Below are 20,833 nucleotides of genomic sequence, written 5' to 3' on the forward strand. Positions count from 1 at the left end.
CTTGCGGGACCAACTGTCACACCGAGTTGGATAGCGATAACCATTGATCGTTATCGCCCTCAGGCTGCGGTGAGCACCACCGGTGCCGCCGGGCGAGCCGTCTACGTCAAGAATGGTGACGTCGGTGGCTACCCTTCCCTAACGGCGGTTGAGTGCCCGGCGCGAGGCGAGGGCAATCCACGCCGCCGCCGGCAATGACAAAGGCGCCCTTCCCGCGACGACCGGTCTGTGGTCGCGGGAAGGGTGCCTTTGTATTAGCGGTGACTGGCCATTGCGGCGTCATTGTCAGTGACTCTTGGTACCGCCGGCGGCGTGCTGGGTAGGGTCGCTCCGACACGTACGGGAGAGCGGGGAAATGATGCGGACCTTGACTGGGCCTCCGAAAGTAGCCGGTGGTGATCGTGTCGACCCATAGGGCCGGGGTGCTGGGCAAGCCCATCGCGCACTCCCTCTCCCCGGTGATCCACACCGCCGGTTACGCCGCCGCCGGGCTGACCGGGTGGTCGTACACCCGGATCGAGTGCGCGGCGGCGGAGCTGCCGGCCCTGGTCGCCGGCCTGGGCCGGGAGTGGGCCGGGCTGTCGGTGACCATGCCGGGCAAGGAGACGGCGCTCGCGGTGGCCGCGGAAGCCTCGCCGGTCGCCGCCGCCGTCGGCGCGGCCAACACGTTGGTACGCCGTCCGGACGGCTCCTGGTACGCGGACAACACCGACGTCGCCGGCATGGTGCAGGTGCTGACCGACGCTGGGGTGACCGCCGGCGCTGCCGTGACGGTGCTGGGTGCGGGCGGAACGGCCCGCGCCGCGCTTGCCGCAGCCGCGCAGTTGGCCTGCTCTTCGGTGACGGTGGTGGCCCGCCGACCGGAGGCGGTCGACGAGCTGAGGCCGGTCGCGGACGCGCTGGGTGTCGTGCTGACCCCCGGCGACTGGGCCGACGCGCCCCGCCACCTTGCCGCCGCCGACGTGGTCGTCTCCACCGTGCCGAAGGGGGTCGCCGACCCGCTGGCCGGCGCGGTGGCCTGGCGGTCGAGCACGGTGCTCTTCGACGCGCTCTACGACCCGTGGCCGACACCGCTGGCAACGGCCGCCGACGAGGCCGGCTGCCGGATCGTCTCTGGCCTGGATCTGCTGCTGGCCCAGGCAATCGGGCAGTTCGAGCAGTTCACCGGCGTGGCCGCGCCGAGGGCGGTGATGGCCGCCGCGCTCGCGGCGGCCATCACCACTTGACCAATCACATCATGGGGTTGGGGTAATCCACGATCCGCCACCCCAGTGAACGATTTTCGACAACAGGCAGCCTACCGGCCGCAGGTTGGCGAATCCATGATCCGAATTTTGTCCACGATCTCCCCGCGAATGTGGGCGTTACCCCTGTTCGGGGGGAGGCAGTAGGTGTTTCCGTTGGTGTAGTGCAGGAGCGCCCCGTCGTCATTGCGGGTATTCCAGACAGCGAAAGAGCCCTCGGTGTCGGAGCCGAGATCCTGGTAGCCGCTGGTGAGGACCTGGTAGGAGCCTGTGGGGTTGTCGGCGTTCCACCGCGATTCGGTGAGATAGAAGCAGACGCGGGGGTACACGCAGCCGTTCGCGGTGCCGGCGCTGGCTGCGGAAACGTCCACTGCGACCAAACCAACAGTTGCCGTCGTTGCCGCTAGCGCTGTACCTAGTAATTGCCTGATCCGCACAATTCTCCCTCGTGTAGGTAAAGCGCCTTATGTTGCCGCTGTTACGACCATAGTGAGATAGACGTTCATGGTCAACACATGACGGAAACTGATTTCCGGACCTGAATCCACCCGGGATATGCTTGTCGATGCGTGCCACGCGACTCGCGGTGTCTCCGCGGTGGCCCCAGGAGGTCGCTGATCCGAGGGCCGGCCTGGTGGCCGGGTGCGGTGTTCTTCGGTGGCAACGGGCGCGCCGCCTCGGCACGTGCGCCTCCGGCAGGGCACGCGACGGGCTCCGGTCGAAGCTGTGGCTGGGGATCTTCGCTGGTGCGGCCCGTTCCTTAGCTGACGGTTAAGACGCGCTTACGGGAAACTGTCCTACCTGCGACATGCCCTGGTCATCGATACGCTGCTCACCGTTACGGCCGCAGACACAGGGAGTTTCCTTGACCAGGCACGGACTGCATCGCATCACCCGGCTCCGCAACGGACCTCGCCGAAAGGCGATCGCCGTCGGCGTGGTCGGCGGTTCGGTGGTGGCCGGCATCGTGGCGACCATGATGCCGCTGCTGGCCAGCGACGACCTGTCGATCCGGGCGGCGGCGGACACCACCGCGACGGCCGTCTCGCAGGATGGCGACAACGCGGCCAAGACGACCCTGGCCACCTGCCCGACGCGCTGCGACGGCAACCCGCGCGGTGGCCGCGAGGCCGTCATCGAGTTCGCGGTGACCACCGTGCCGGCGGCTGCGGTCAACATCCGGGCGACGCTGCGGGTGCATGCCTGGCAGCAGTTCGCCGCCACGGTGACGGCGCACGCCTCGCCGTTGAGCGCCCGCGAGGCGCGGCCGCCCCTGGCGTCGGCCGGTGCCGCGCTGGACAGCGTGACCGGTGTGTCCAAGGGCGCCAACGAGTGGGACATCTCCAAGCTGGTCACCGGCAATGGCACCTGGACGGTCTCGCTGGCCCAGAGCGGCCTGGAAAGCCGGATCTACTGGGCGTCGGTCGAGAACCGCAACCCGGACCTGCGCCCCAGCCTGGTGATCAGCTACGACATCGGGGCCCGGCCGTCGCCGGTGCCGACCACCAAGCCGGCACCGCCGCCGTCGCCGAGCGCGTCGCCGACAACCGCCGCGCCGAAGCCGTCGCCGACCGTCGCCCCGACCCGGACGGCGACCCCGAGTGCGAGCGGCACCGTGCCGGCCGGCCGATGCGGGTCCGTGTCGGACAAGCTCGTCCCGTCCTGCGGCGCCTGGTGGGGCATGTACTCACCGGCGGGGGCGGCCGGTGGCTGGGACCACGGCAAGGCTGTCACCGACGTGGAGACGCAGGTCGGGCGCAAGTTCGACATCGTGCACCGCTACCACGACTTCTCCAACGCCGGCAGCAACGGGGCCTTCCCCGACATGTACGAGCAGCAGCAGATGCGCGAGGGTCGGCTGATGTTCTTCGCCTGGGAGTCGCGCGACTTCTCCGCTGGCACCACCCTGAAGTGGTCCGATGTCTACAGCGGCCGGCAGGACGAGACCATCGACGCGGTCGCGGGCCGGATCCGCGCCGCTGGCGTGCCGGTGTTCATGGGATTCGACCACGAGCCGGAGGACGAGCCGAACAAGGGCAGCGACGCCGACTTCGTCCGCGCCTGGCGCTACGTCTACGACCGGTTCGCCAAGGCCGGCGCGACCAACGCGGTGTGGGTCTGGACGATGATGGGCTGGTCAGGCCACTACTCCCGGTACGCCAACCTGTACCCCGGTGACCAGTACGTCGACTGGGTGGCCTACGACCCGTACAACTTCCACGTCTGCAACGGCAGCACGGTGTGGAAGAGCCCGAGTACGACCGTGGGCGGTTTCTACCAATGGTTGGACAACAACGGCATCGGTGCTGGAAAGCCCCGGATGCTCGCCGAATTCGGCACCAACTTCAATTCCGCCGACCTGGGTGCCAAGCAGCGCTGGTTCCAGGAGTTCCCGGCGGCGCTGAAGGCGCACCCGAAGATCAAGGCTGCCATCTACTTCAACTCGGCAGGCATGACCAGCCGTACGGCGACCTGCGACATGACGATGAACCACGATGCCTCGGCCTTGGCCGGCTTCGCGAAGGCCGGGCAGGACCCGTACCTGCGGCAACCCACCGGAGGTAGCCGCTGACGATCACGACGAGCTGACAGATCGGCGGTTCGCCGGGGGTCGGACATCCGATCCTCCGGCGTTCTGTCGGCTAGCAGATTCATGCACCGCCCAATCGGCGGATTTTGTTTACCAGGCTGGACGAGGCACGCTACCTCGGGTTCTCATCCATCTTGGAGGCGAAGCGTGCCCAAACTCTCGCACTTGTGGCGTTCCGCAGGACGACGTCGTACTCGGGCGGGGGTGGTCGCGCTCGCGGTCGTCGCCGCGGTTCTGGGCGTACCCACCACCACGTCGGCTGCGGTGGTACCGGTCCCGGAGACGGCGACCCTGGTGTCCGCGAACCCCGCCGACTCGACCCCGCACGCGCGGGACGGCGAAACCCGCGCCTTCGCGCAGGTGGGCAACACGGTCTTCGTCGGCGGCAGCTTCACCCAGCTCCGGCAGACCGCCAGCTCCGCGTGGGTCACGCAGCGCTACCTCTTCGCGTACGACCGGACCAGCGGCACCATGTCCACCACCTTCCTTCCGGTGCTCGACGGCGCGGTCAACACGCTTCTCGCCGGCCCCGGCGGCACGCTGATCGTCGGGGGCGCCTTCAAGAACGTCAACGGCGTCTCCCGGAAGAACCTGGTCGCCCTCAACCCGTCGACGGGCGCGATCATCGACAGCTGGGTCGGGCGCTCCGACGGCGGCGCGATCCGTGACGTGGCGTTGCACGGCAACTGGCTGTACGTGGCCGGCGCGTTCAACTGGCTCAACGGCACCGCGCACTCCGGCCTCGGCCGGCTCAACGCGACCACCGGCGCGATCGACCCGAGCTTCAGCATCGACGCCACCGTCGGTCGGCACAGCACCACGTCGTACGTCTGGACCATCGACGTCGCGCCGGACGGCAACACGCTGGTCGTCGGCGGCAACTTCACGCTCGTCAACGACCTTCCGCGCAACCAGATGGCGTTGGTGGACGTCTCCGCGACGCCGACGCTGCTCGACTGGAGCACCGAGAAGTTCGTCCCGCCGTGCGCGGCGCCGACGACCTTCGTGCACTACGTGCAGGACGTGAAGTTCGGTGGCGACGGCAGCTGGTTCGTGGTCGGCACCAACGGCGGCGCCGGCTGGCCGACCGCGTACTGCGACGCGCTGGTCCGCTTCGAGACCGCCGCGCGGGGCAGCGGGCAGCTCGCCACCTGGGTCGACTTCACCGGTAACGACACCATCACGTCGCTCGAGGTGGCGGACAACGTGATCTACCTGGGCGGGCACTTCCGCTGGGTCAACAACCCGAACGCCAGCGACAACGCCGGCCCGGGCGCGGTCGACCGGCTCGGTATCGCCGCCGTCACCCCGGCGACCGGTATGCCGGTGAACTGGAACCCGCGCCGCAGCGGCAGCGCCTCGATGCCCTCGGGCACCAGCAACTGGGGTTCGTCGGTGCCGGTGCTCTGGCGTGGCACGGACGGCCTCTACTTCGGGCACAACTCCGATGGCATGGGCGAGGAGTACCACGGCCGCCTCGGCATGTTCCCGCTCGCTGGCGGGCGTACCTTCACCGCGAAGAATCCGCCCTCCGCCACCACCGGCAACCTCTACCTGAACACCGCTCCGGGCACCGTGGCGAAGGTGCCGTTCGACGGCACCGCGCTGGGCACCCCGGCCACGGTCAGCCAGCCCGCGTACACGGCGGCCGGCGCGACCTGGCGGGTGGCCGACCGGATCTACTGGGCGCACACGGTGGCCGGCACGCCCACCGGAAGTCGGATCGACATCTCGCTGTTCAACGGCGGCGCGATCGGCTCGCCGTGGGAGGCGTCCGGCTACAACGACTGGTACAACCCGGCGTTGCTGACCGGTGCCTTCTTCCTCGACGGCCGGCTCTACTACACCCGTACCGGGGCGAACAATCTCTACTACCGCTACTTCGAGATCGATGGCAACTACCTCGGTGCCACCGAATTCGCCCTGCCGACCACCGGCGTGACCTGGTCGGCGGTGCGCGGCATGGCCTGGGTGGGCGGCCGGATCGTCTACGGTGCCACCGACGGCACCCTGCGCAGCGTGCCGTTCGACCCGACGGCCGCGCCGACCGCGGTGGTCAATGGCGCCTCGGCGACCGTCATCAGCACCGCGACGCCCGAGTTGTCCTGGTCCACCCCATCGACGTTCTTCTCCGTGCAGTAACGGTCAACCGTTCGTAACGGAGCATCGGTAGATTGTTCACGTTGGGCCGGTGGCGGGCACCACCGCCGCCGGCCCCGCGACGTGGGGGAGGGTCGTTGCTCGGCGCCGCTGGCATCCGTACGAGACGCGCGGTGCGTCTGGTCTTCGCGGTCAAACGCGGCTGGTATCAGCTCCGCTACCGGCGGTTGACGCTCGGCCGGGACGTGGAGATCCGTGGCCGGATCCGGCTGCGTCGCGGTGTACGGGTGACCATCGGTGACCGCACCCGGCTGAACAAGCTCGTCCGCTTCGCGGGCCCCGGCGAGGTCCGCATCGGCGCCGACTGTCTGCTCAATGCCACGTGGATCGGCACCTGGACGTCGGTGACCGTGGGCGACCGGTGCCTCCTGTCGGATTGCGAGCTGCTCGACAACGACTTCCACAACCTGCCACCCGCGCAGCGGCACGCACCGCCCGGCCCGCTCACCCGTGCCCCGATCGTCCTCGAGGACAACGTGTGGGTCGGTGCGCACGCCCTGGTGATGAAGGGCGTGCGGGTCGGCCGGGACAGCGTCGTGGGCGCGGCGACGGTGGTCCGTACGGACGTACCACCCGGCGTCGTGGTCGTCGGCAATCCTCAACAGACGGTGAAGAAGTTCCATGACTGATGCAGCGCCCGCCTCCTGGCCCACGGACGGCCCGTCCTCCGGCACCCCGCGTGTCGTGACACTGACCGACCTGCTCCGGGTGCCGCTGCACCGGATGCGGCTGGTGGCGGCGGTGGCCATGATCGGTCTGTTCGCCGCGCTCGGCTACGTGCTGCTGGTGCCGGCGGCGCTGACCGCGAGCGCCGTGGTGGCGGTCCGACCGGTGGTGACCGACGCGTTCACCCCCAGCGGTGCGGGCGCCGACCGTGCGGTCAACATGAACGTGGAGAGCGGCATCGCCACCGGCACCGAGGTGGTGCAGCGGCTCGCCGACTCGGCCGGCGGCGACCCGCGTGACATCCGCGACGCGCTTGAGGTCGAGGTGCCCACCGGTGGGCAGATCCTGCGCTTCACCTACCAGGCGCGCGACGCGCACCGGGCGGTGCAGAGCGCCAACATGGCCGCCCAGGCATATCTGGACGTGCGCCGCACCATGTACGAGCAGCAGCGCGCCGAGATGCTGCGCTCCTACGACGCCAGCATCACCAAGGTCGTCGCTCAGCAGACCGCGTTGCAGAAGCGGGCGAGCACCGTCAAGGACACCGCTGCCGGCGATGCCCTGGTGGCCGAGCTGGCCGGGATCAACAACCAGCTCACCCAGCTCAACGCCGCCCGTACCGAGATCGCCGCGGTCGACGTCAACCCCGGCTGGGTCACCCAGACCGCCGAGAAGGCGCTGGTCACCTCCGCCGGGAACCGGCCGCTCTACCTGGTCGCCGGCCTGCTCGGTGGCGCGCTGGTCGGCATCGTGCTGGCGTACGCGTGGGAGTCGGCCGACCGGCGGGTCCGCTCGGTCGCCGACGGACGGGACGCCAGTGGCCTGCCGCTGCTCGGCACGGTGCGCCGGCCGTCGTTCCGGGGCAGCGCTCGGGCGGTCGACGCCGACATCCGGTACGTGGCGATGGCGGTCGCCGAGCGGGTCCGTCAGCCTGCCCGGGTGGCGTTGGTCACCGCCCGGGAGGACGCCACCGGGCTCACCGCCGGGCTCGCGGTGGCGCTCGCCGCCGACGGCCGGGAGGTCTTCGTCGCCGACGACAGCGGGCGGACCGAGCGGCTGCGGGCCACCGTGCTCGCCGACCGGGGGCGGCTGCCCATCGACCCCTCCCGACCGCTGGTGCCCAAGCCCCGCCCCGCCGGAAGCACCCCGGCCGTTGCCGGCGCCGCGGACAGCGCGGCCGCCCGCCGGCCCTCCCCGCACCCGCCCGGCGCCCGACCGTCCACCGATCCGGACGCCACGCTGACGCTGCCCCGGGTCTCGTCCGCCCGCCCGGAGAACGGTCGGGTCGTCGCCCCGGACGAGGTGGCTGTGGGTGTGGGCAGCGTCCGGTTCGGCACCTGGCGACAGGGCGCGGACCACGGGCTTGTGCTGTTCAACGCCCCGCCTGCCGAGTCCGACGAGCGCGGCGTCGCCGTGGCCCGGCAGGGCAGCGCGGTGGTGGTCGTCGAGCGGGACCGCACCCGGCAGAGCGACCTGCGACGCCTGGTGGAGCGGTTGCGCGCCGCCGGGGTCACCCCGCTGGGCTTCGTGCTCACGCGCAACGGTCGGGCCTGAGCGTGTCGGTCACCCGCGCCCCGACGACCGAACCGCCGCCCGGAGGCGTGCCGGACGTCGTCGCGCCGGTGCCGCCGCCCGCGCCGCCCCGGCTGCCGCTCTGGCCGCTGTCGCTGATGTTCGGCCTGGTGCCGCTCTGGTGGTTGCTCGGTGCCTTCTACCTCGGCTGGCCGTTGCTGGGCGCGTTGCTGTTCGCGTTGCTGCTGACCCGGGGGCGGGTGCCGTTGCCGCCGGCGGCCGGTATCTGGCTGCTGTTCCTCGCCATCGTGGTGGTCAGCGCCACCCAGCTGTCGTCGCCCGCCTCGCTGCTCACGTTCGCGCTGCGCCTGGCGTTCTACCTGACCGCGCTGGTGGTCGGCGTCTACGTCTACGCCGCCGCCCGGGAACGCGCCAGCCTGGTGGCGGTGCTCACCCCACTCTGCGCGTTCTGGTTCGGGCTGGTGGCGCTGGGCTGGCTCGGGGTGCTGGTGCCCCGGCTGGCCATGACGACCCCGATGGAGGTGCTGCTGCCCGCCGGCGTGGCCCGCACCCCGTTCATCCAGGACATGGTGCACCTCACCACAGCGGAGTACAGCGTCCGTTCGCTCAACCCGATCTACCGACCGGCCGCCCCGTTCGCGTACACCAACAACTACGGCAGCGCGTACGCCATGACCCTGCCCTGCGTGGTGGCCTTCGCGATGCTGCGCCGGCAGGGGTTGCTGCGCTGGGCTCTGCTGGCGTCGCTGCCGCTGTCGCTGGCGCCGGCGTTCCTCACCCTCAACCGGGCGATGTTCCTCAGCCTCGGCGCCGGGCTGGCGGTGCTCGGGGTGCGGGCCAGCCTGCGCGGCAATATCCGGGTGGCCGCGTCGATCGTCGGAGTGGTGGTGATCGGCGCGTTGGCCACGCTGGTCATTCCGATCACCGCCCTGATCAGCCAACGGGTCGACTCCAGTGACACCAACACCGACCGGCTCTCGCTCTACACCGAGGTGATCCGCCGGGTCCAGGAGTCGCCGTGGTTGGGCTACGGCGCGCCGGTGAACGTCGACACCGTCTCGGCGGCCGCGCCGATCGGCACCCAGGGGCAGCTGTGGATGGTGCTGTTCAGTCATGGCGTACCAGCGCTCATCTGCTTCCTGGCCTGGTTCGTCGCCGCAGCGGTGATCTGCGCGCGGGCGACCTCGGCGGCCGGTCAGTGGCTGGCGGTGGTGCCGGTGGTCTGCCTGGTGCAGATCCCGTTCTACGGAATGGCGAATCAGAACCTGGCGGTCGCGTTCTTCGCGGTCGCCTTCGCGATGGCGCTCAGTGAACGCGAACGCCTGACCCGGTTGGCCGGGTCGCCGCCGCCGGCCGTGCGCACCGCGGCGGTGCCCGCATGACCGCCGTCACCCGACCGCCGACCGGCCCCGACCGCCCGACCCCGGTCCCCGCCGGTTCGGATGAGCCGGTGGGGTCGGTCGCGACCACGGCGGTGGACGCGGGCTCGGCCGAGACCCGACGCAGCGCGCGCAGCGGTGTGGCCGGGCTGCTCGGCGCGGCCACCAGCGGGCTGTTCGGCTTCGTGCTGGCCGTGGTGATCACCCGGGGGTACGGCACGACCGGCTCGGGCGCGTTCTTCGCCGCGATCGGGGTGGTCACCGTGGCCACCGCGATCTGCACGCTCGGCGCGGAGACCGGTCTGATGTGGGCGCTGCCCCGCCGCAGTACCGGCGTGCGCGGGGACGCGGCCCGGGTGCTCCCGGTGGCGCTGATCCCGCCGCTGCTGGCCGGGCTCCTGGTCGCCGGCGTGGGTGTGCTGGCCGCCGACGCGCTCGCGCCCCGGCTGTTGGGCGGCTCCGGTGCGAGCGGCGCCGCCCTGCTCACGGTCACGTTCGCCGCGGTGCCGGTGGTGGTCGCGATGACCCTGCTGCTGGCCGCGCTGCGCTGCGTGCGGCCCATCCGTGCGTACGTCGCAGTGCAGTTCCTGCTGCTGCCGGTTGCCCGCCCGGCGCTGGTCGGTGCGGCCGCGCTGGCCGGCGGTGGCCTGCTCGCCGGCATGACCGGCTGGTTGGTGCCGGCGGCGTTGGCGCTGCTGGTCTGCCTCACCCTCGTCGCCGGGCCGCTCGGCCTGGGCCGGGGCGCGGCGCTGCGGCCGAGCCGCGCCGACTGGTCGACGTTCTGGCGCTTCGCGCTGCCCCGGGCCGCCTCGGCGGCCATCGACGCGGGCAGCATGTGGGTGGGTGTGCTGCTCACCTCGGTGCTGGCCGGGCCGGCGGACGCCGGCGTGTTCGGCGCGGTCGGCCGCTACGTGCTGGCCGGCCAACTCGCCATGCAGGGGCTGCGGGTGGCGGTGTCACCGCAGCTGTCCCGGCTGCTCGGGCGCGGCGAGCGGGCCGCGGCGGCGGCCGTGCACCGGCAGTTGACGACCTGGGGGCTGGTGCTGTCCTGGCCGGTGTATCTGCTGCTGGCGGTCTTCGCGCTGGCCTTCCTCCAGTTGTTCGGGCCGGAGTTCACCGCCGGCGTGCCGGCGATGACGGTGCTCGCGCTGGCGATGCTGGTCAACACCGGGGTGGGCAACGTGCAGAGCCTGCTGCTGATGGGCGGGCGTAGCGGGCTGCACCTGGTGGCCACCGTGGCCGGGTTGACGGTGACCGTCTCGCTGGGCCTCTGGCTGATCCCCCGCTACGGCGCCACGGGCGCGGCGGTGGCCTGGGCAGCCGGCATCGCCACCGAGAACCTCACCGCCGCCGGGTTCGCCCGGTCGGTGGTTCGGGAGCCACTGTTCGACACCGCGATGGTGCGTGCCGCGGCGGCGACGATCGCCGGTGTGGGCCTGGCGGCCGGCGCCGGTGTGCTGGCGGGCGGTCGCGGCCTGCCCGGCCTGGCGGTGGCGCTCGCGGTGCTGCTGGCCGGCTGCGTCGGCATGTTGACGTTGCGCCGGGTGCGCGCCGGCATCCAGGGGACCATGAGGCAGATCCGTGGAGGGGACAACGCGGCCACGGCCGCCGAGCCCGTCCCGGCATCGACGAGAGGCAGGTGAGGTCCGTCGTGGCGTCCATCCGTGACCGGGTCAAGCAGTTGGTCCCGACGCAGGTGACCACCCGGGTGAAGGAGTCGCTGGTCGACTACGGGGTACGCACCAGTGATCGCCGGCCGCTGCCGGACTTCCTGATCATCGGCACCAAGCGGGGCGGCACCACCTCCCTGTGGAACTACCTCATCCAGCACCCGCTGGTGCCCCGGCTCTTCCCCGCGTGGAACACCAAGTCCGCGCACTACTTCGAGGAGCACTGGGGTCGCGGCGAGTCCTGGTACCGCTCGCACTTCCCGACCGAGCGGCAGCGGGACGCCCTGGCCAAGCGGCACGGCGGTCCGGTCCGGGTCGGCGAGGCCGCCCCGCTGTACATGTTCCACCCCCTCGCCGCGCAGCGGGTCGCCGCGTTGATGCCGACGGTGAAGCTGATCGTTCTCCTGCGTGATCCGGTGGAGCGGGCGTACTCGCACTGGAAGGAACGCCGCACCCACGGGATCGAGCCACTGGACTTCGCCGCCGCGCTGGCGGCCGAGCCGGGGCGCACGGCGGGGGAGCGGGAGCGGTTGATCGCCGAGCCGGAGTCGTTCAGCGAGCCGTTCGACTGGTACACGTACCGGGCCCGGGGGCGCTACCTGGAGCATCTGGAGCCGTGGCTGGAGCGCTTCGATCGGGAGCAGATCCTCTTCCTGCCCAGCGAGGATCTCTACCGCGACTCCCGCGCCACCTATCGGCGCACCCTCGACTTCCTCGGGCTACCGGCGTACGACCTGCCCAACTTCAAGGTCTACAACGACCGGCGTTCGTCGCCGCTGGAGCCGGCGGTGCGCGCCGAACTGACCGACTACTACCGGCCGTACAACGACGCGCTGCGCCAGCGGCTCGGGCTGGACCTCGACTGGGCGGACCGGGCGGCGTGACGACGCGGGTGGACCCGGCCACGGACCCACGTTCCCGTGTGGACGGTCTGGGTTGGGTGAGCCGCGCGGTCTTCCCGGACGACCGGGTCGGCCTGACCGTGGGCGGTGCCCCGCCGGCCGGTCACCAGGCGGTGGCCCGGTACGCGGTGGTGCCGTCGGTCGCCCGGGCCCGGTTCCTGGTGCCGTTGGGCGCGCCCCGGGCCGGGGCGGCGTCGCTGTTGGCGTACAACGCCCTGCGGCCACCGAAGGTGCGGGCGCTGCGGGCGGTGCTCGGCGGGCTGGCCCGGTTCGGTGGGGTGGGGCTCGCGCCCTTTCCGACGCTGACCGTCTCGGTGCCCGCGGGGGCACCGGCCGCTGAGTTGCTGCTGACCGAGCGGCTGGCCGCCGACCTGGGTGGCACGCCGTTGCTGGCCGCGTTCGGTGTCCGGCCACCGGACCCGAACGGCAAGCCCACCCTGCAGCTCTTCGCCGCCGACGGTCGTCCGCGCGGCTACGCGAAGATCGGCTGGAACGACGCGACCCGCGCGCTGGTCACCGCGGAGGCGGCGGCGCTGCGGTCGTTGCGCGCGGTCGTCGGCGTCGCCGACCACCCGATGCCGCCGAGGCTGCTCACCGAGACCGCCTGGGCGGGCCAGGTGGTCGCGGTGATCGAGCCGTTGCCACCAGCGGTACGCGGTGTGCCGGTCGACGACCCACCGCGGATCGCGGCGCTGCTCGCGGTCGCCCGGCGCGGCGGCCCGGCGGGTACGCCCCGACCACTGGCCGGGTCGACATTCCTGACCCGGCTGGCCGAGCAGGCCGGTCGGGCCGCCGCAGCCGAGCCGGCCGGTGCCCGGGCGGTCGCCGCGGTGTCCGCGCTGGCCCGTCGGCACGGCGACACGGGCGTCGAGTTCGGCCACTGGCACGGTGACTGGGTGCCCTGGAACCTGGGCTGGCACGCCGGCCAGTTGGTCGCCTGGGACTGGGAGCACAGCGGGCCGGACGTGCCGCTCGGCTTCGATCTGGCGCACGACGCGTTCCAACGGGCCCTGGTGCTGCGGGGTGAGTCGGCCGAGGCGGCGGCGTCGGCCGTCGACGGGTACCTGGGCCGGCACGGCGACCGACTCGGCCTCAGTGCGGCGCAGCGTCGGCTCGTCGCCGACGCGTACCTGGTGGAGATGTGGCTGCGGACCTGGCGGCTGGCCGACGCGGGCGCGGGCTGGAACGGCGCGCTGCATCCCGCTCTCTTGGACGTCATCGAGAAAAGACATAGCGGCTGATCTGGGGGAATCGCGGCGGCGGGGGCGTGCCGCAGAGTGACGACGAAATCGCAGGTGGTGATGACGATCGATGGGACCTCGGGCGATCGGCGTACCCGACAGCCCGATGTGGAGATCGTCATCTCGTCCGGTCGCGCTATTCAACGACCGGAGAACGTGTGATCTGCTTCTGCGTGGCGTGAACGGAAATTCCAAGCGAACTTGTGGGGAGTCGCGTGGACACGAAGAACGACGACGGCGCGGCACCGGTGTTACTGCTGGTCGGATCCAGCGGTGGCCACCTGGCCCAACTACTCGCCCTGCGGCCCTGGTACGAACAGTGGCAGCGCTGCTGGGTCACCTTCGACACCCCGGAAGCGGTGTCCCTGCTGGCCGGCGAGGACCTGGTGCCGGCGCACCACCCGACCACCCGCAACGTGCCGAACCTGCTGCGCAACGCGCTGCTGGCCTGGCGGGTGCTGCGGGCACGGCGGGTCGCCGCGGTGGTCACCACCGGCGCCGGAGTGGCGGTGCCGTTCGTGGTGCTGGCCCGACTGCGGCGCATCCCGACCGTCTACATCGAGGTGTACGACCGGATCGACACCCCGACGTTGACCGCCCGGCTCTGCCGGCCGTTCCTGTCCGCGATGCTCGTGCAGTGGGACGAGCAGCGCCGGCAGTACCCCGAGGCGACCGTCGTCGGGACGCTGCTGTGACCGGGGAGACGGGCACCGCTCAGCGTCCGCAACCCGGGTCGACCGCCGAGGCGGCCCGGCTGCCCCGCCAGCGCGACAGCTCGCCGGCCGCCCAGATCCGACTGCTGGTCGCGGTCGGCACCGACAAGCACCCCTTCGACCGACTCGTCGACTGGCTGACGCAGTGGCACGCACAGGCCACCGCCCCGGTCGGGCTGACCGTGCAGCACGGGCACACAAGCGAGCCAGGGCTGCCCGGCGCGGTGCCGTTCCTCGGCCACGACGAGCTGCAGCAGGCGATGGCCGACGCCGACCTGGTGGTCTGCCACGGTGGCCCGGCGACCATCCTGGAGGCCCGCCGGCACGGCCACCTACCCATCGTGGTGCCCCGCGACCCGACGCGCGGTGAGCACGTCGACGACCACCAGCTCCTCTTCGCCCGCCGTCTCGGGGCCGCCGGGCTGGTGGCGCTCTGCGAGACCCGGGAGGCGCTGCACGACGCGTTGGCCGCCGGGTTGGCCGATCCATCCCGGTACGCGGTGGCCGCCGATCCGGACGCGCACGAGGCGCAACGGGCGGCGGTGGCCCGGGTCGGGCAGATCGTCGATGACCTGGTGGCCCGCTCGACCCCGCGCCCACCCCGGTGGCGGGCCTGGCCCCGGCCGCGCCCGGGTACGAAGGAGACCCGATGACCCAGCAGCCGAGCGTCAGCGTCGTGGTGCCCACCCGGGACCGCCCCGAGCTGCTGCGGGCCGCGGTGCGCGCGATCCTGGCCCAGGAGTACCCGGGCACGATCGAGGTCGTCGTGGTGTTCGACCAGTCCGTGCCTGACGAGTCGCTGACCGGGTTGGGGGACGGCCCCGCCCGCGCGGTGCGGGTGATCGGCAACGCCCGGACCCCGGGGTTGGCTGGGGCTCGAAACAGCGGCACCCTCGCCGCCGAGGGCGAGCTGGTCGCGTTCTGCGACGACGACGACGAGTGGCTGCCCGGCAAGCTGACCGCCCAGGTCGACGCGCTGGCCGCCGATCCGGGTGCCGAGTTCGTCTGCTGCGGCATCCGCGTCAGCTATGACGGGCACACCGTCGACCGGGTGCTCGAGAAGGACCGGATCACCCTGGACGACCTGCTGCGCGACCGGATGACGGAGCTGCACCCGTCGACCTTCCTGATCCGCGCCAGCGCGCTACGCGACGGGTTCGGTCTGGTCGACGAGGAGATCCCGGGCAGTTACGCGGAGGACTACGAGTTCCTGCTCCGGGCTGCGCGCAGCGCGCCGCTGATCAACCTGCGTACCCCGTCGGTGCTGGTCCGCTGGCACAAGCGCTCGTACTTCGCGCAGCGCTGGGACACCATCTCCGAGGCGTTGCAGTGGCTGCTGGAGCGCTACCCGGAGTTCGCCAGCCAACCGGCCGGTGCGGCCCGGGTGGCCGGGCAGATCGCGTTCGCCCAGGCCGCCTCCGGCGACCGTCGGGGCGCGCTGCGTTGGGCCCGACGCACCCTGCGGAGCAATCCGCGCGAGCCGCGCGCCTACCTGGCCCTCGCCGTGGCCGGTCGGGTGGTCCGGGCCGACGCGGTGCTGCGCACCCTGCACAAGCGCGGTCGGGGGATCTGAGCTGCCACCACCGTCGCCCGGCTGACCGGGCGCCGGTGTCCGCTGGGCGGGACGCGGCGGGCAGCGCGCCGGGGCGGTGGCCCGCCGTGACAGACTGATCGCTGTGTTGCGTTGGCTGACTGCAGGTGAATCGCACGGTCCCGCCCTCGTCGCGATGCTGGAGGGGGTGCCGGCCGGCATCGAGGTGACCACCACCGAGATCGCCGACGACCTGGCCCGCCGACGGCTGGGCTACGGCCGTGGTGCCCGGATGGCGTTCGAGCGGGACGAGGTCGAGGTGCTCGGCGGCCTGCGGCACGGCGTCACCCTGGGCAGCCCGGTGGCGATCCGCGTGGGCAACTCCGAGTGGCCGAAGTGGCAGACGGTGATGGCCGCCGACCCGGTCGACCCCGACGAGCTGGCCCGGCAGGCCCGTAACGCCCCGCTGACCCGACCCCGGCCGGGCCACGCCGACCTGGCCGGCATGCAGAAGTACGGCCACACCGACGCCCGGCCGATCCTGGAACGCGCCAGCGCCCGGGAGACCGCCGCCCGGGTCGCGGTCGGCGCGGTCGCCAAGGCGCTGATCCGTCAGGCGCTCGGTATCGAGATCGTCTCGCACGTCGTCGAGCTGGGGCCGGTGGCCGCGAAGCCCGGCCTGCGCCCCACCCCGTCCGATGCCGCCCAGATCGACGCGGACCCGCTGCGCTGCCTCGACCCGGAGGCCAGCGCGTTGATGGTCGCCGAGGTCGACGCCGCGAAGAAGGCCGCCGACACCCTCGGGGGCGTGGTCGAGGTGCTGGCGTACGGGGTGCCGCCGGGGCTGGGCAGCCACGTGCAGTGGGATCGCAAGCTCGACGCCCGACTGGCCACCGCGCTGATGTCCATTCAGGCGATCAAGGGCGTGGAGATCGGCGACGGCTGGCAGCAGGCCCGTTCCCGCGGCTCGGAGGCGCACGACGAGATCATCCCGTCGGCCACCGGCGTTCGCCGGGTCACCGACCGGGCCGGCGGGCTGGAGGGTGGCATCACCACCGGTGAGCCGCTGCGGGTCCGCGCCGCGATGAAGCCGATCTCCTCGCTGAACCGGGCGCTGGCCACGGTGGACGTCACCACCGGCGAGCCGGCCACCGCGATCAACCAGCGTTCCGACGTCTGCGCGGTGCCCGCCGCGGCGGTGGTCGCCGAGGCGATGGTGGCGCTGGTGCTCGCCGAGGCGGCCACCGAGAAGTTCGGCGGAGACTCGATCGCCGAGATCCGCCGCAACCTTGCCGGTTACCTCGACGCGCTGGTCATCCGCTGATGGCACCGGTCGTCGTGCTGGTCGGCGCGCCCGGCTGCGGCAAGACCACCGTCGGACGGGCACTCGCCACCACCCTCGGGGTGGAGTTCCGCGACACCGACACCGACATCGAGCAGATGGCCGGCAAGCCGATCCCGGAGATCTTCATCGACGAGGGTGAGGCGCACTTCCGTACCCTGGAGCGGGCCGCCGTGGCCGCGGCGCTGGCTGCCGCCACGGGCGTGCTCGCCCTCGGCGGCGGCGCGATCCTGGCGGAGGAGACCCGGGCCGCGCTGGTCGGGCACCGGGTGGTGCACCTCTCGGTCGAGCTGCCCGACGCGGTGAAGCGGGTCGGGCTCGGCGCCGGCCGGCCGCTGCTGGCGATCAACCCGCGGGCCACCCTCAAGCACCTGATGGACCAGCGCCGGCCGTTCTACAACGAGGTGGCCACCGCGACGGTGACCACCGACGGCCGGACCCCGGCGGCGATCACCGACGAGATCGCCGCCCTGCTTCCCCGCTGACGCCGGCCCGGCCGGTGAGCTACCGACCGGGCAGGTCTCCCCTCAGCCTCGGGCGGCGGCGTCGAGGACGTCGGCCAGAGCTTTCGGCTCGCTGAGCATCGGCCAGTGCCCGGTGGGCAGCTCGAACAGCTGACCGCCGGTCAGCCCGGTGAAGAACGGGTGCCCCTCGCCGATCATCTGCTCCACCACCGCCAGCGGGAACGTGCTGGCGACCAGCGCGGTCGGCACCGGGCGACCGCCGGTACGCCGCACCGGGTCGGTGGCGGCCCGCAGCGGCTGCGGGGTGGCCCGGGCACGCAGCAGGGCCAGCGTCGGCTCGTCCAGGCCGGCCAGGTTGGTCGGGTCGGCGGTCGGATCCCACGCTGGCGGCGGCAGCAGGTGCCCGGTGCCGATCGCGGTGCGCAGCCGCTGCTGCTCTTCCGGCGGCACCGTGTCGAACTGCGCCGTGCCGTCCGGCAAGGGGCCACTCTCCACGTAGACCACCCGGGCGATCCGGTCCGGAACGCGGTCCGCCGCCTGGGTGACCGGCATCCCTCCGCCGGAGTGCCCGACCAGCAGCACGTCGCGTAGGGCCTCGACCTCGATCAGCCGGACGATGTCGGTGGTGTGCGTCTCCAGGCTCACGTCCGGCCCGGCGAGGTGGTCGCGCTCGGCCACCCCGGTCAGCGTCATCGGGTAGACGTCGTGACCCTGAGCGCGCAGGGTCGCGGTCACCTCACGCCACGCCCAGGCACCCAGCCAGAACCCCGGCACCAGCACGAACGTCGCCATCTGTCACTCCTTCTCTCGGTTACCGACAGACCGTACGATCGAATCCGGACAGGATCCGCCCGGATTGAAGGAGTGGCCCGTGTCACATCCAGCCGGTCGGGTGCTGGCCCTGCTGGAGTTGCTTCAGGCCCGGCACCGTGCGACTGCCGCCGAACTGGCCGGCCGGCTCGGCGTCGACGAACGGACCGTGCGCCGGTACGCGGCCACCCTGGTCGAGCTGGGCATCCCGGTGACCGCCGACCGTGGCCGCTACGGCGGTTACCGACTGCACCCCGGCTTCAGACTGCCGCCGCTGATGCTCACCGACGACGAGGCGGTGGCCGTGCTCCTCGGCCTGGTCGTTGCCGAGCGGGTCGGGCTGGCCACCGAGCAGCCGGCCACGGCCACGGCGCTCGCGAAGATCCGTCGAGTGCTGCCGGCGGCGCTCGCCGACCGGCTCGCGGCCGTACAGGAGCACCTCGGCTTCACTCTGCGACGCCCCGAGGCGGAGTTGCGGCCGGCGTCGGGCACTCTGCTCACCCTGGCCGCGGCGGCCCGGCACCGGCAGCGGGTGGCACTGGACTACCGATCCTGGCGGGACGAGCCGTCGCACCGGGAGCTCGACCCGTACGGCCTGGTCTTCCACGCCGGCCGCTGGTACGTCACCGGCCACGACCACCGGCGCGGGGAGGTCCGCACGTTCCGGCTGGACCGCATCGGCGCCGTGACGCCGGGCGTGGCGACGTTCACCGTGCCGGAGGGCTTCGACCCGGTGGCCCGGGTGACCCGGTCACTGGCCGGCGTGCCGTACACGCACGAGGTCGAGGTGCTGCTGGAGACCGACCTGGTGGCCGCCCGGCGCCGCATTCCGCCCAGCGTGGCCGAGTTGACCGCCACCACCGACGGGGTGCTGCTGCGGGCCCGGGCGGAGAGCCTGCCCGGTATGGCCGCGCTGCTTGCCGGTCTGGGCTGCCCGTTCACCGTGCGACACCCGGATGCGCTGCGCGCCGCGGTGGCCGAGCACGCCCGCCTGCTCGCCGACTGGGCGGCCCGGCCAGCAGGTGGGCAGCCGCCCGCACCACGCCGCCCGCTCGACTAGGCTGCCGGCGATGGACGAGGTGACCCGGATCCCGGTCGGCGGCGAGCGGCCGTACGACGTGTTGGTGGGACGCGACCTGCTGGGCGCGCTGCCCGGCCTGCTGCCCGGCGCGAGCCGGGCGGCGGTGCTGCACGCGCCCCCGCTCAAGGCCCTGGCGGACGCGCTCGGCGAACGGCTGCGCGCCGCCGGCGTCGAGCCGCTGCCGATCGAGGTGCCCGACGCCGAGTCGGGCAAACAGATCGACGTGGCCGCCGCCTGCTGGGACCGACTCGGAGCGGCCGGCTTCACCCGCACCGACGTGGTGGTCGGGGTGGGCGGCGGCGCGGTGACCGACCTGGCCGGCTTCGTCGCGGCCTGCTGGTTGCGCGGGGTGCGCTGGGTGCCGGTGGCAACCTCGCTGCTGGGCATGGTGGACGCCGCGGTGGGCGGCAAGACGGGCATCAACACGGCCGCCGGCAAGAACCTGGTGGGCGCGTTCCACCCACCGGTCGGTGTGCTGGCCGACCTGGCCACCCTGGACAGCCTGCCCCCGGTCGACCTCGCGGCCGGGCTCGCCGAGGTGGTCAAGTGCGGTTTCATCGCCGACCCGGCGATCCTGGACCTGGTGGAGCGCGACCCGGTGGCGGCCACCGACGCGCGCGGGCCGGCGACGCGGGAGCTGATCGAGCGGGCGATCCGGGTCAAGGCCGACGTGGTCTCCGGTGACCTGCGCGAGTCGGGCGTGCGGGAGGTGCTCAACTACGGTCACACCCTCGCCCACGCGATCGAGCAGAACGAGGGCTACCGCTGGCGGCACGGCCACGCCGTCGCCGTCGGCCTGGTGTACGCCGCCGCGCTGGCCCGGCTCGCCGGCCGGCTGGACGCCCCGACCGCCGACCGGCACCGGGTCACCCTGACCGCGCTCGGCCTGCCGGTGAGCTACCCGGCCGACGCCTGGCCGCAACTGCTGGCCGCGATGCGGGTGGACAAGAAGGCCCGAGGCAGTCGGCTGCGCTTCGTGGTGCTCGACGGGCTGGCCCGCCCGGCGATGCTGGAGGGCCCGGACGACGCGTTGCTGGAGGCCGCCTACCAGGAGGTGGCCGCGGCGTGAGGGTCTACGTCCTCAACGGGCCGAATCTGGGCCGGCTCGGCACCCGCGAGCCCGACGTGTACGGCGCGACCACCTATGCCGACCTGGTGGCGCTCTGCGAGTCCACGGGCGAGCAGTTGGGGTTGGAGGTGACGGTCCGGCAGACCGATGCCGAGCACGAGCTGCTCGGCTGGCTGCACAGCGCCGCTGACGAGGGCGCCGCGGTGGTGCTCAACCCGGCCGCCTGGTCGCACTACTCGTACGCCGTGCGGGATGCCTGCGCCATGCTGCGGGGGCCGCTGGTGGAGGTGCACCTCTCCAACATCCACGCCCGCGAGGAGTTCCGGCACCACTCGGTGGTCTCCGCGGTGGCGACCGGGGTGATCTGCGGTCTCGGCATCGATGGTTATCGTCTCGCCCTGCACCATCTGGCCACCCGCTGAAGGGCCGCCCCGAGCG

The 20,833-nt window shown here is 72.4% G+C and carries 19 protein-coding genes; 17 read left to right on the top strand and 2 right to left on the bottom strand.

The genetic code is table 11. The features are described from left to right. The first annotated feature begins 401 nt into the window (after nucleotides 1-401). Nucleotides 402-1,226 (top strand): shikimate dehydrogenase, encoded by an 825-nt coding sequence (locus tag PCA76_RS11955; RefSeq protein WP_272617568.1) that lies wholly within the window; start codon nucleotides 402-404, stop codon nucleotides 1,224-1,226. 71 nt (nucleotides 1,227-1,297) lie between these two features. On the opposite strand, the gene PCA76_RS11960 is transcribed toward PCA76_RS11955, so the two are convergent. Then, nucleotides 1,298-1,615 carry a hypothetical protein gene (locus PCA76_RS11960; protein WP_272617571.1) on the bottom strand — a complete coding sequence of 106 codons (318 nt, stop codon included), beginning with the start codon at nucleotides 1,613-1,615 and terminating at the stop codon, nucleotides 1,298-1,300. 494 nt (nucleotides 1,616-2,109) lie between these two features. On the opposite strand from PCA76_RS11960, the gene PCA76_RS11965 reads away from it, so the two are divergent. From PCA76_RS11965 to PCA76_RS12025, 13 genes are all read left to right on the top strand, one after another. After that, nucleotides 2,110-3,816, top strand: a complete 1,707-nt coding sequence (locus PCA76_RS11965; protein ID WP_272617573.1) for a glycosyl hydrolase — start codon at nucleotides 2,110-2,112, stop codon at nucleotides 3,814-3,816. Nucleotides 3,817-4,038: 222 nt separating this feature from the next. Beyond that, the gene (locus PCA76_RS11970; RefSeq protein ID WP_272617575.1) at nucleotides 4,039-5,976 is read left to right on the top strand and encodes a hypothetical protein; all 1,938 of its coding nucleotides are present in this window, start codon (nucleotides 4,039-4,041) and stop codon (nucleotides 5,974-5,976) included. 95 nt (nucleotides 5,977-6,071) lie between these two features. Continuing rightward, nucleotides 6,072-6,623 carry an acyltransferase gene (locus tag PCA76_RS11975; RefSeq protein ID WP_272617577.1) on the top strand — a complete coding sequence of 184 codons (552 nt, stop codon included), beginning with the start codon at nucleotides 6,072-6,074 and terminating at the stop codon, nucleotides 6,621-6,623. Next, nucleotides 6,616-8,214, top strand: coding sequence for a lipopolysaccharide biosynthesis protein (locus PCA76_RS11980; RefSeq protein WP_272617579.1), 1,599 nt, complete (start codon nucleotides 6,616-6,618; stop codon nucleotides 8,212-8,214). The genes PCA76_RS11975 and PCA76_RS11980 overlap by 8 nt, the downstream gene beginning before the upstream one ends. 47 nt (nucleotides 8,215-8,261) lie before the next feature. Further along, nucleotides 8,262-9,575, top strand: a complete 1,314-nt coding sequence (locus PCA76_RS11985) for an O-antigen ligase family protein (RefSeq protein ID WP_272619330.1) — start codon at nucleotides 8,262-8,264, stop codon at nucleotides 9,573-9,575. Next, nucleotides 9,572-11,215, top strand: a complete 1,644-nt coding sequence (locus PCA76_RS11990; RefSeq protein ID WP_272617581.1) for a lipopolysaccharide biosynthesis protein — start codon at nucleotides 9,572-9,574, stop codon at nucleotides 11,213-11,215. The genes PCA76_RS11985 and PCA76_RS11990 overlap by 4 nt, the downstream gene beginning before the upstream one ends. Before the next feature lie 8 nt (nucleotides 11,216-11,223). Continuing rightward, the gene (locus PCA76_RS11995) at nucleotides 11,224-12,126 is read left to right on the top strand and encodes a sulfotransferase domain-containing protein (RefSeq protein ID WP_272619332.1); all 903 of its coding nucleotides are present in this window, start codon (nucleotides 11,224-11,226) and stop codon (nucleotides 12,124-12,126) included. After that, nucleotides 12,123-13,385 (top strand): hypothetical protein, encoded by a 1,263-nt coding sequence (locus tag PCA76_RS12000; RefSeq protein ID WP_272617583.1) that lies wholly within the window; start codon nucleotides 12,123-12,125, stop codon nucleotides 13,383-13,385. Before PCA76_RS11995 ends, PCA76_RS12000 begins: the two co-directional genes overlap by 4 nt. A 215-nt stretch (nucleotides 13,386-13,600) precedes the next feature. Beyond that, the gene (locus tag PCA76_RS12005) at nucleotides 13,601-14,080 is read left to right on the top strand and encodes a UDP-N-acetylglucosamine--LPS N-acetylglucosamine transferase (RefSeq protein ID WP_442930222.1); all 480 of its coding nucleotides are present in this window, start codon (nucleotides 13,601-13,603) and stop codon (nucleotides 14,078-14,080) included. Beyond that, nucleotides 14,077-14,751, top strand: a complete 675-nt coding sequence (locus tag PCA76_RS12010; RefSeq protein WP_272617587.1) for a glycosyltransferase — start codon at nucleotides 14,077-14,079, stop codon at nucleotides 14,749-14,751. The genes PCA76_RS12005 and PCA76_RS12010 overlap by 4 nt, the downstream gene beginning before the upstream one ends. Further along, nucleotides 14,748-15,671 (top strand): glycosyltransferase family 2 protein, encoded by a 924-nt coding sequence (locus tag PCA76_RS12015; protein WP_272617590.1) that lies wholly within the window; start codon nucleotides 14,748-14,750, stop codon nucleotides 15,669-15,671. The genes PCA76_RS12010 and PCA76_RS12015 overlap by 4 nt, the downstream gene beginning before the upstream one ends. A 103-nt stretch (nucleotides 15,672-15,774) precedes the next feature. Then, nucleotides 15,775-16,953, top strand: coding sequence for a chorismate synthase (aroC, locus tag PCA76_RS12020; protein WP_272617592.1), 1,179 nt, complete (start codon nucleotides 15,775-15,777; stop codon nucleotides 16,951-16,953). Further along, nucleotides 16,953-17,456 (top strand): shikimate kinase, encoded by a 504-nt coding sequence (locus PCA76_RS12025; RefSeq protein WP_272617594.1) that lies wholly within the window; start codon nucleotides 16,953-16,955, stop codon nucleotides 17,454-17,456. Before aroC ends, PCA76_RS12025 begins: the two co-directional genes overlap by 1 nt. Before the next feature lie 42 nt (nucleotides 17,457-17,498). Here the strand turns inward: PCA76_RS12025 and PCA76_RS12030 are convergent, their stop codons facing one another. Beyond that, complete coding sequence (locus PCA76_RS12030) at nucleotides 17,499-18,227, bottom strand: alpha/beta fold hydrolase (RefSeq protein WP_272617596.1); 729 nt, start codon at nucleotides 18,225-18,227, stop codon at nucleotides 17,499-17,501. A gap of 79 nt (nucleotides 18,228-18,306) precedes the next feature. Here PCA76_RS12030 and PCA76_RS12035 point away from each other — a divergent pair, with 79 nt between their 5' ends. From PCA76_RS12035 to aroQ, 3 genes are read left to right on the top strand one after another with little or no spacing between them, the layout of a single operon-like run. Continuing rightward, on the top strand, nucleotides 18,307-19,305 hold the full coding sequence (locus PCA76_RS12035) for a helix-turn-helix transcriptional regulator (protein WP_272617598.1): 999 nt from the start codon (nucleotides 18,307-18,309) through the stop codon (nucleotides 19,303-19,305). A gap of 10 nt (nucleotides 19,306-19,315) precedes the next feature. Further along, a complete protein-coding gene (gene aroB, locus PCA76_RS12040; RefSeq protein ID WP_272617600.1) occupies nucleotides 19,316-20,395 on the top strand; it encodes a 3-dehydroquinate synthase in 1,080 nt (359 codons plus the stop codon). Next, on the top strand, nucleotides 20,392-20,817 hold the full coding sequence (gene aroQ, locus PCA76_RS12045) for a type II 3-dehydroquinate dehydratase (protein WP_272617602.1): 426 nt from the start codon (nucleotides 20,392-20,394) through the stop codon (nucleotides 20,815-20,817). Before aroB ends, aroQ begins: the two co-directional genes overlap by 4 nt. Nucleotides 20,818-20,833: the final 16 nt, after the last annotated feature.

This window comes from Micromonospora sp. LH3U1 (assembly GCF_028475105.1).
Lineage (GTDB): Bacteria > Actinomycetota > Actinomycetes > Mycobacteriales > Micromonosporaceae > Micromonospora.

Coding starts and splice junctions, on each gene's coding strand:
- PCA76_RS11980 (WP_272617579.1), top strand. CDS start 6,616: ATGACTGATGCAGCGCCCGCCTCCTGGCCCACGGACGGCCCGTCCTCC.
- PCA76_RS11990 (WP_272617581.1), top strand. CDS start 9,572: ATGACCGCCGTCACCCGACCGCCGACCGGCCCCGACCGCCCGACCCCG.
- PCA76_RS12015 (WP_272617590.1), top strand. CDS start 14,748: ATGACCCAGCAGCCGAGCGTCAGCGTCGTGGTGCCCACCCGGGACCGC.
- PCA76_RS12025 (WP_272617594.1), top strand. CDS start 16,953: ATGGCACCGGTCGTCGTGCTGGTCGGCGCGCCCGGCTGCGGCAAGACC.
- PCA76_RS12030 (WP_272617596.1), bottom strand. CDS start 18,227: ATGGCGACGTTCGTGCTGGTGCCGGGGTTCTGGCTGGGTGCCTGGGCG.
- aroB (WP_272617600.1), top strand. CDS start 19,316: ATGGACGAGGTGACCCGGATCCCGGTCGGCGGCGAGCGGCCGTACGAC.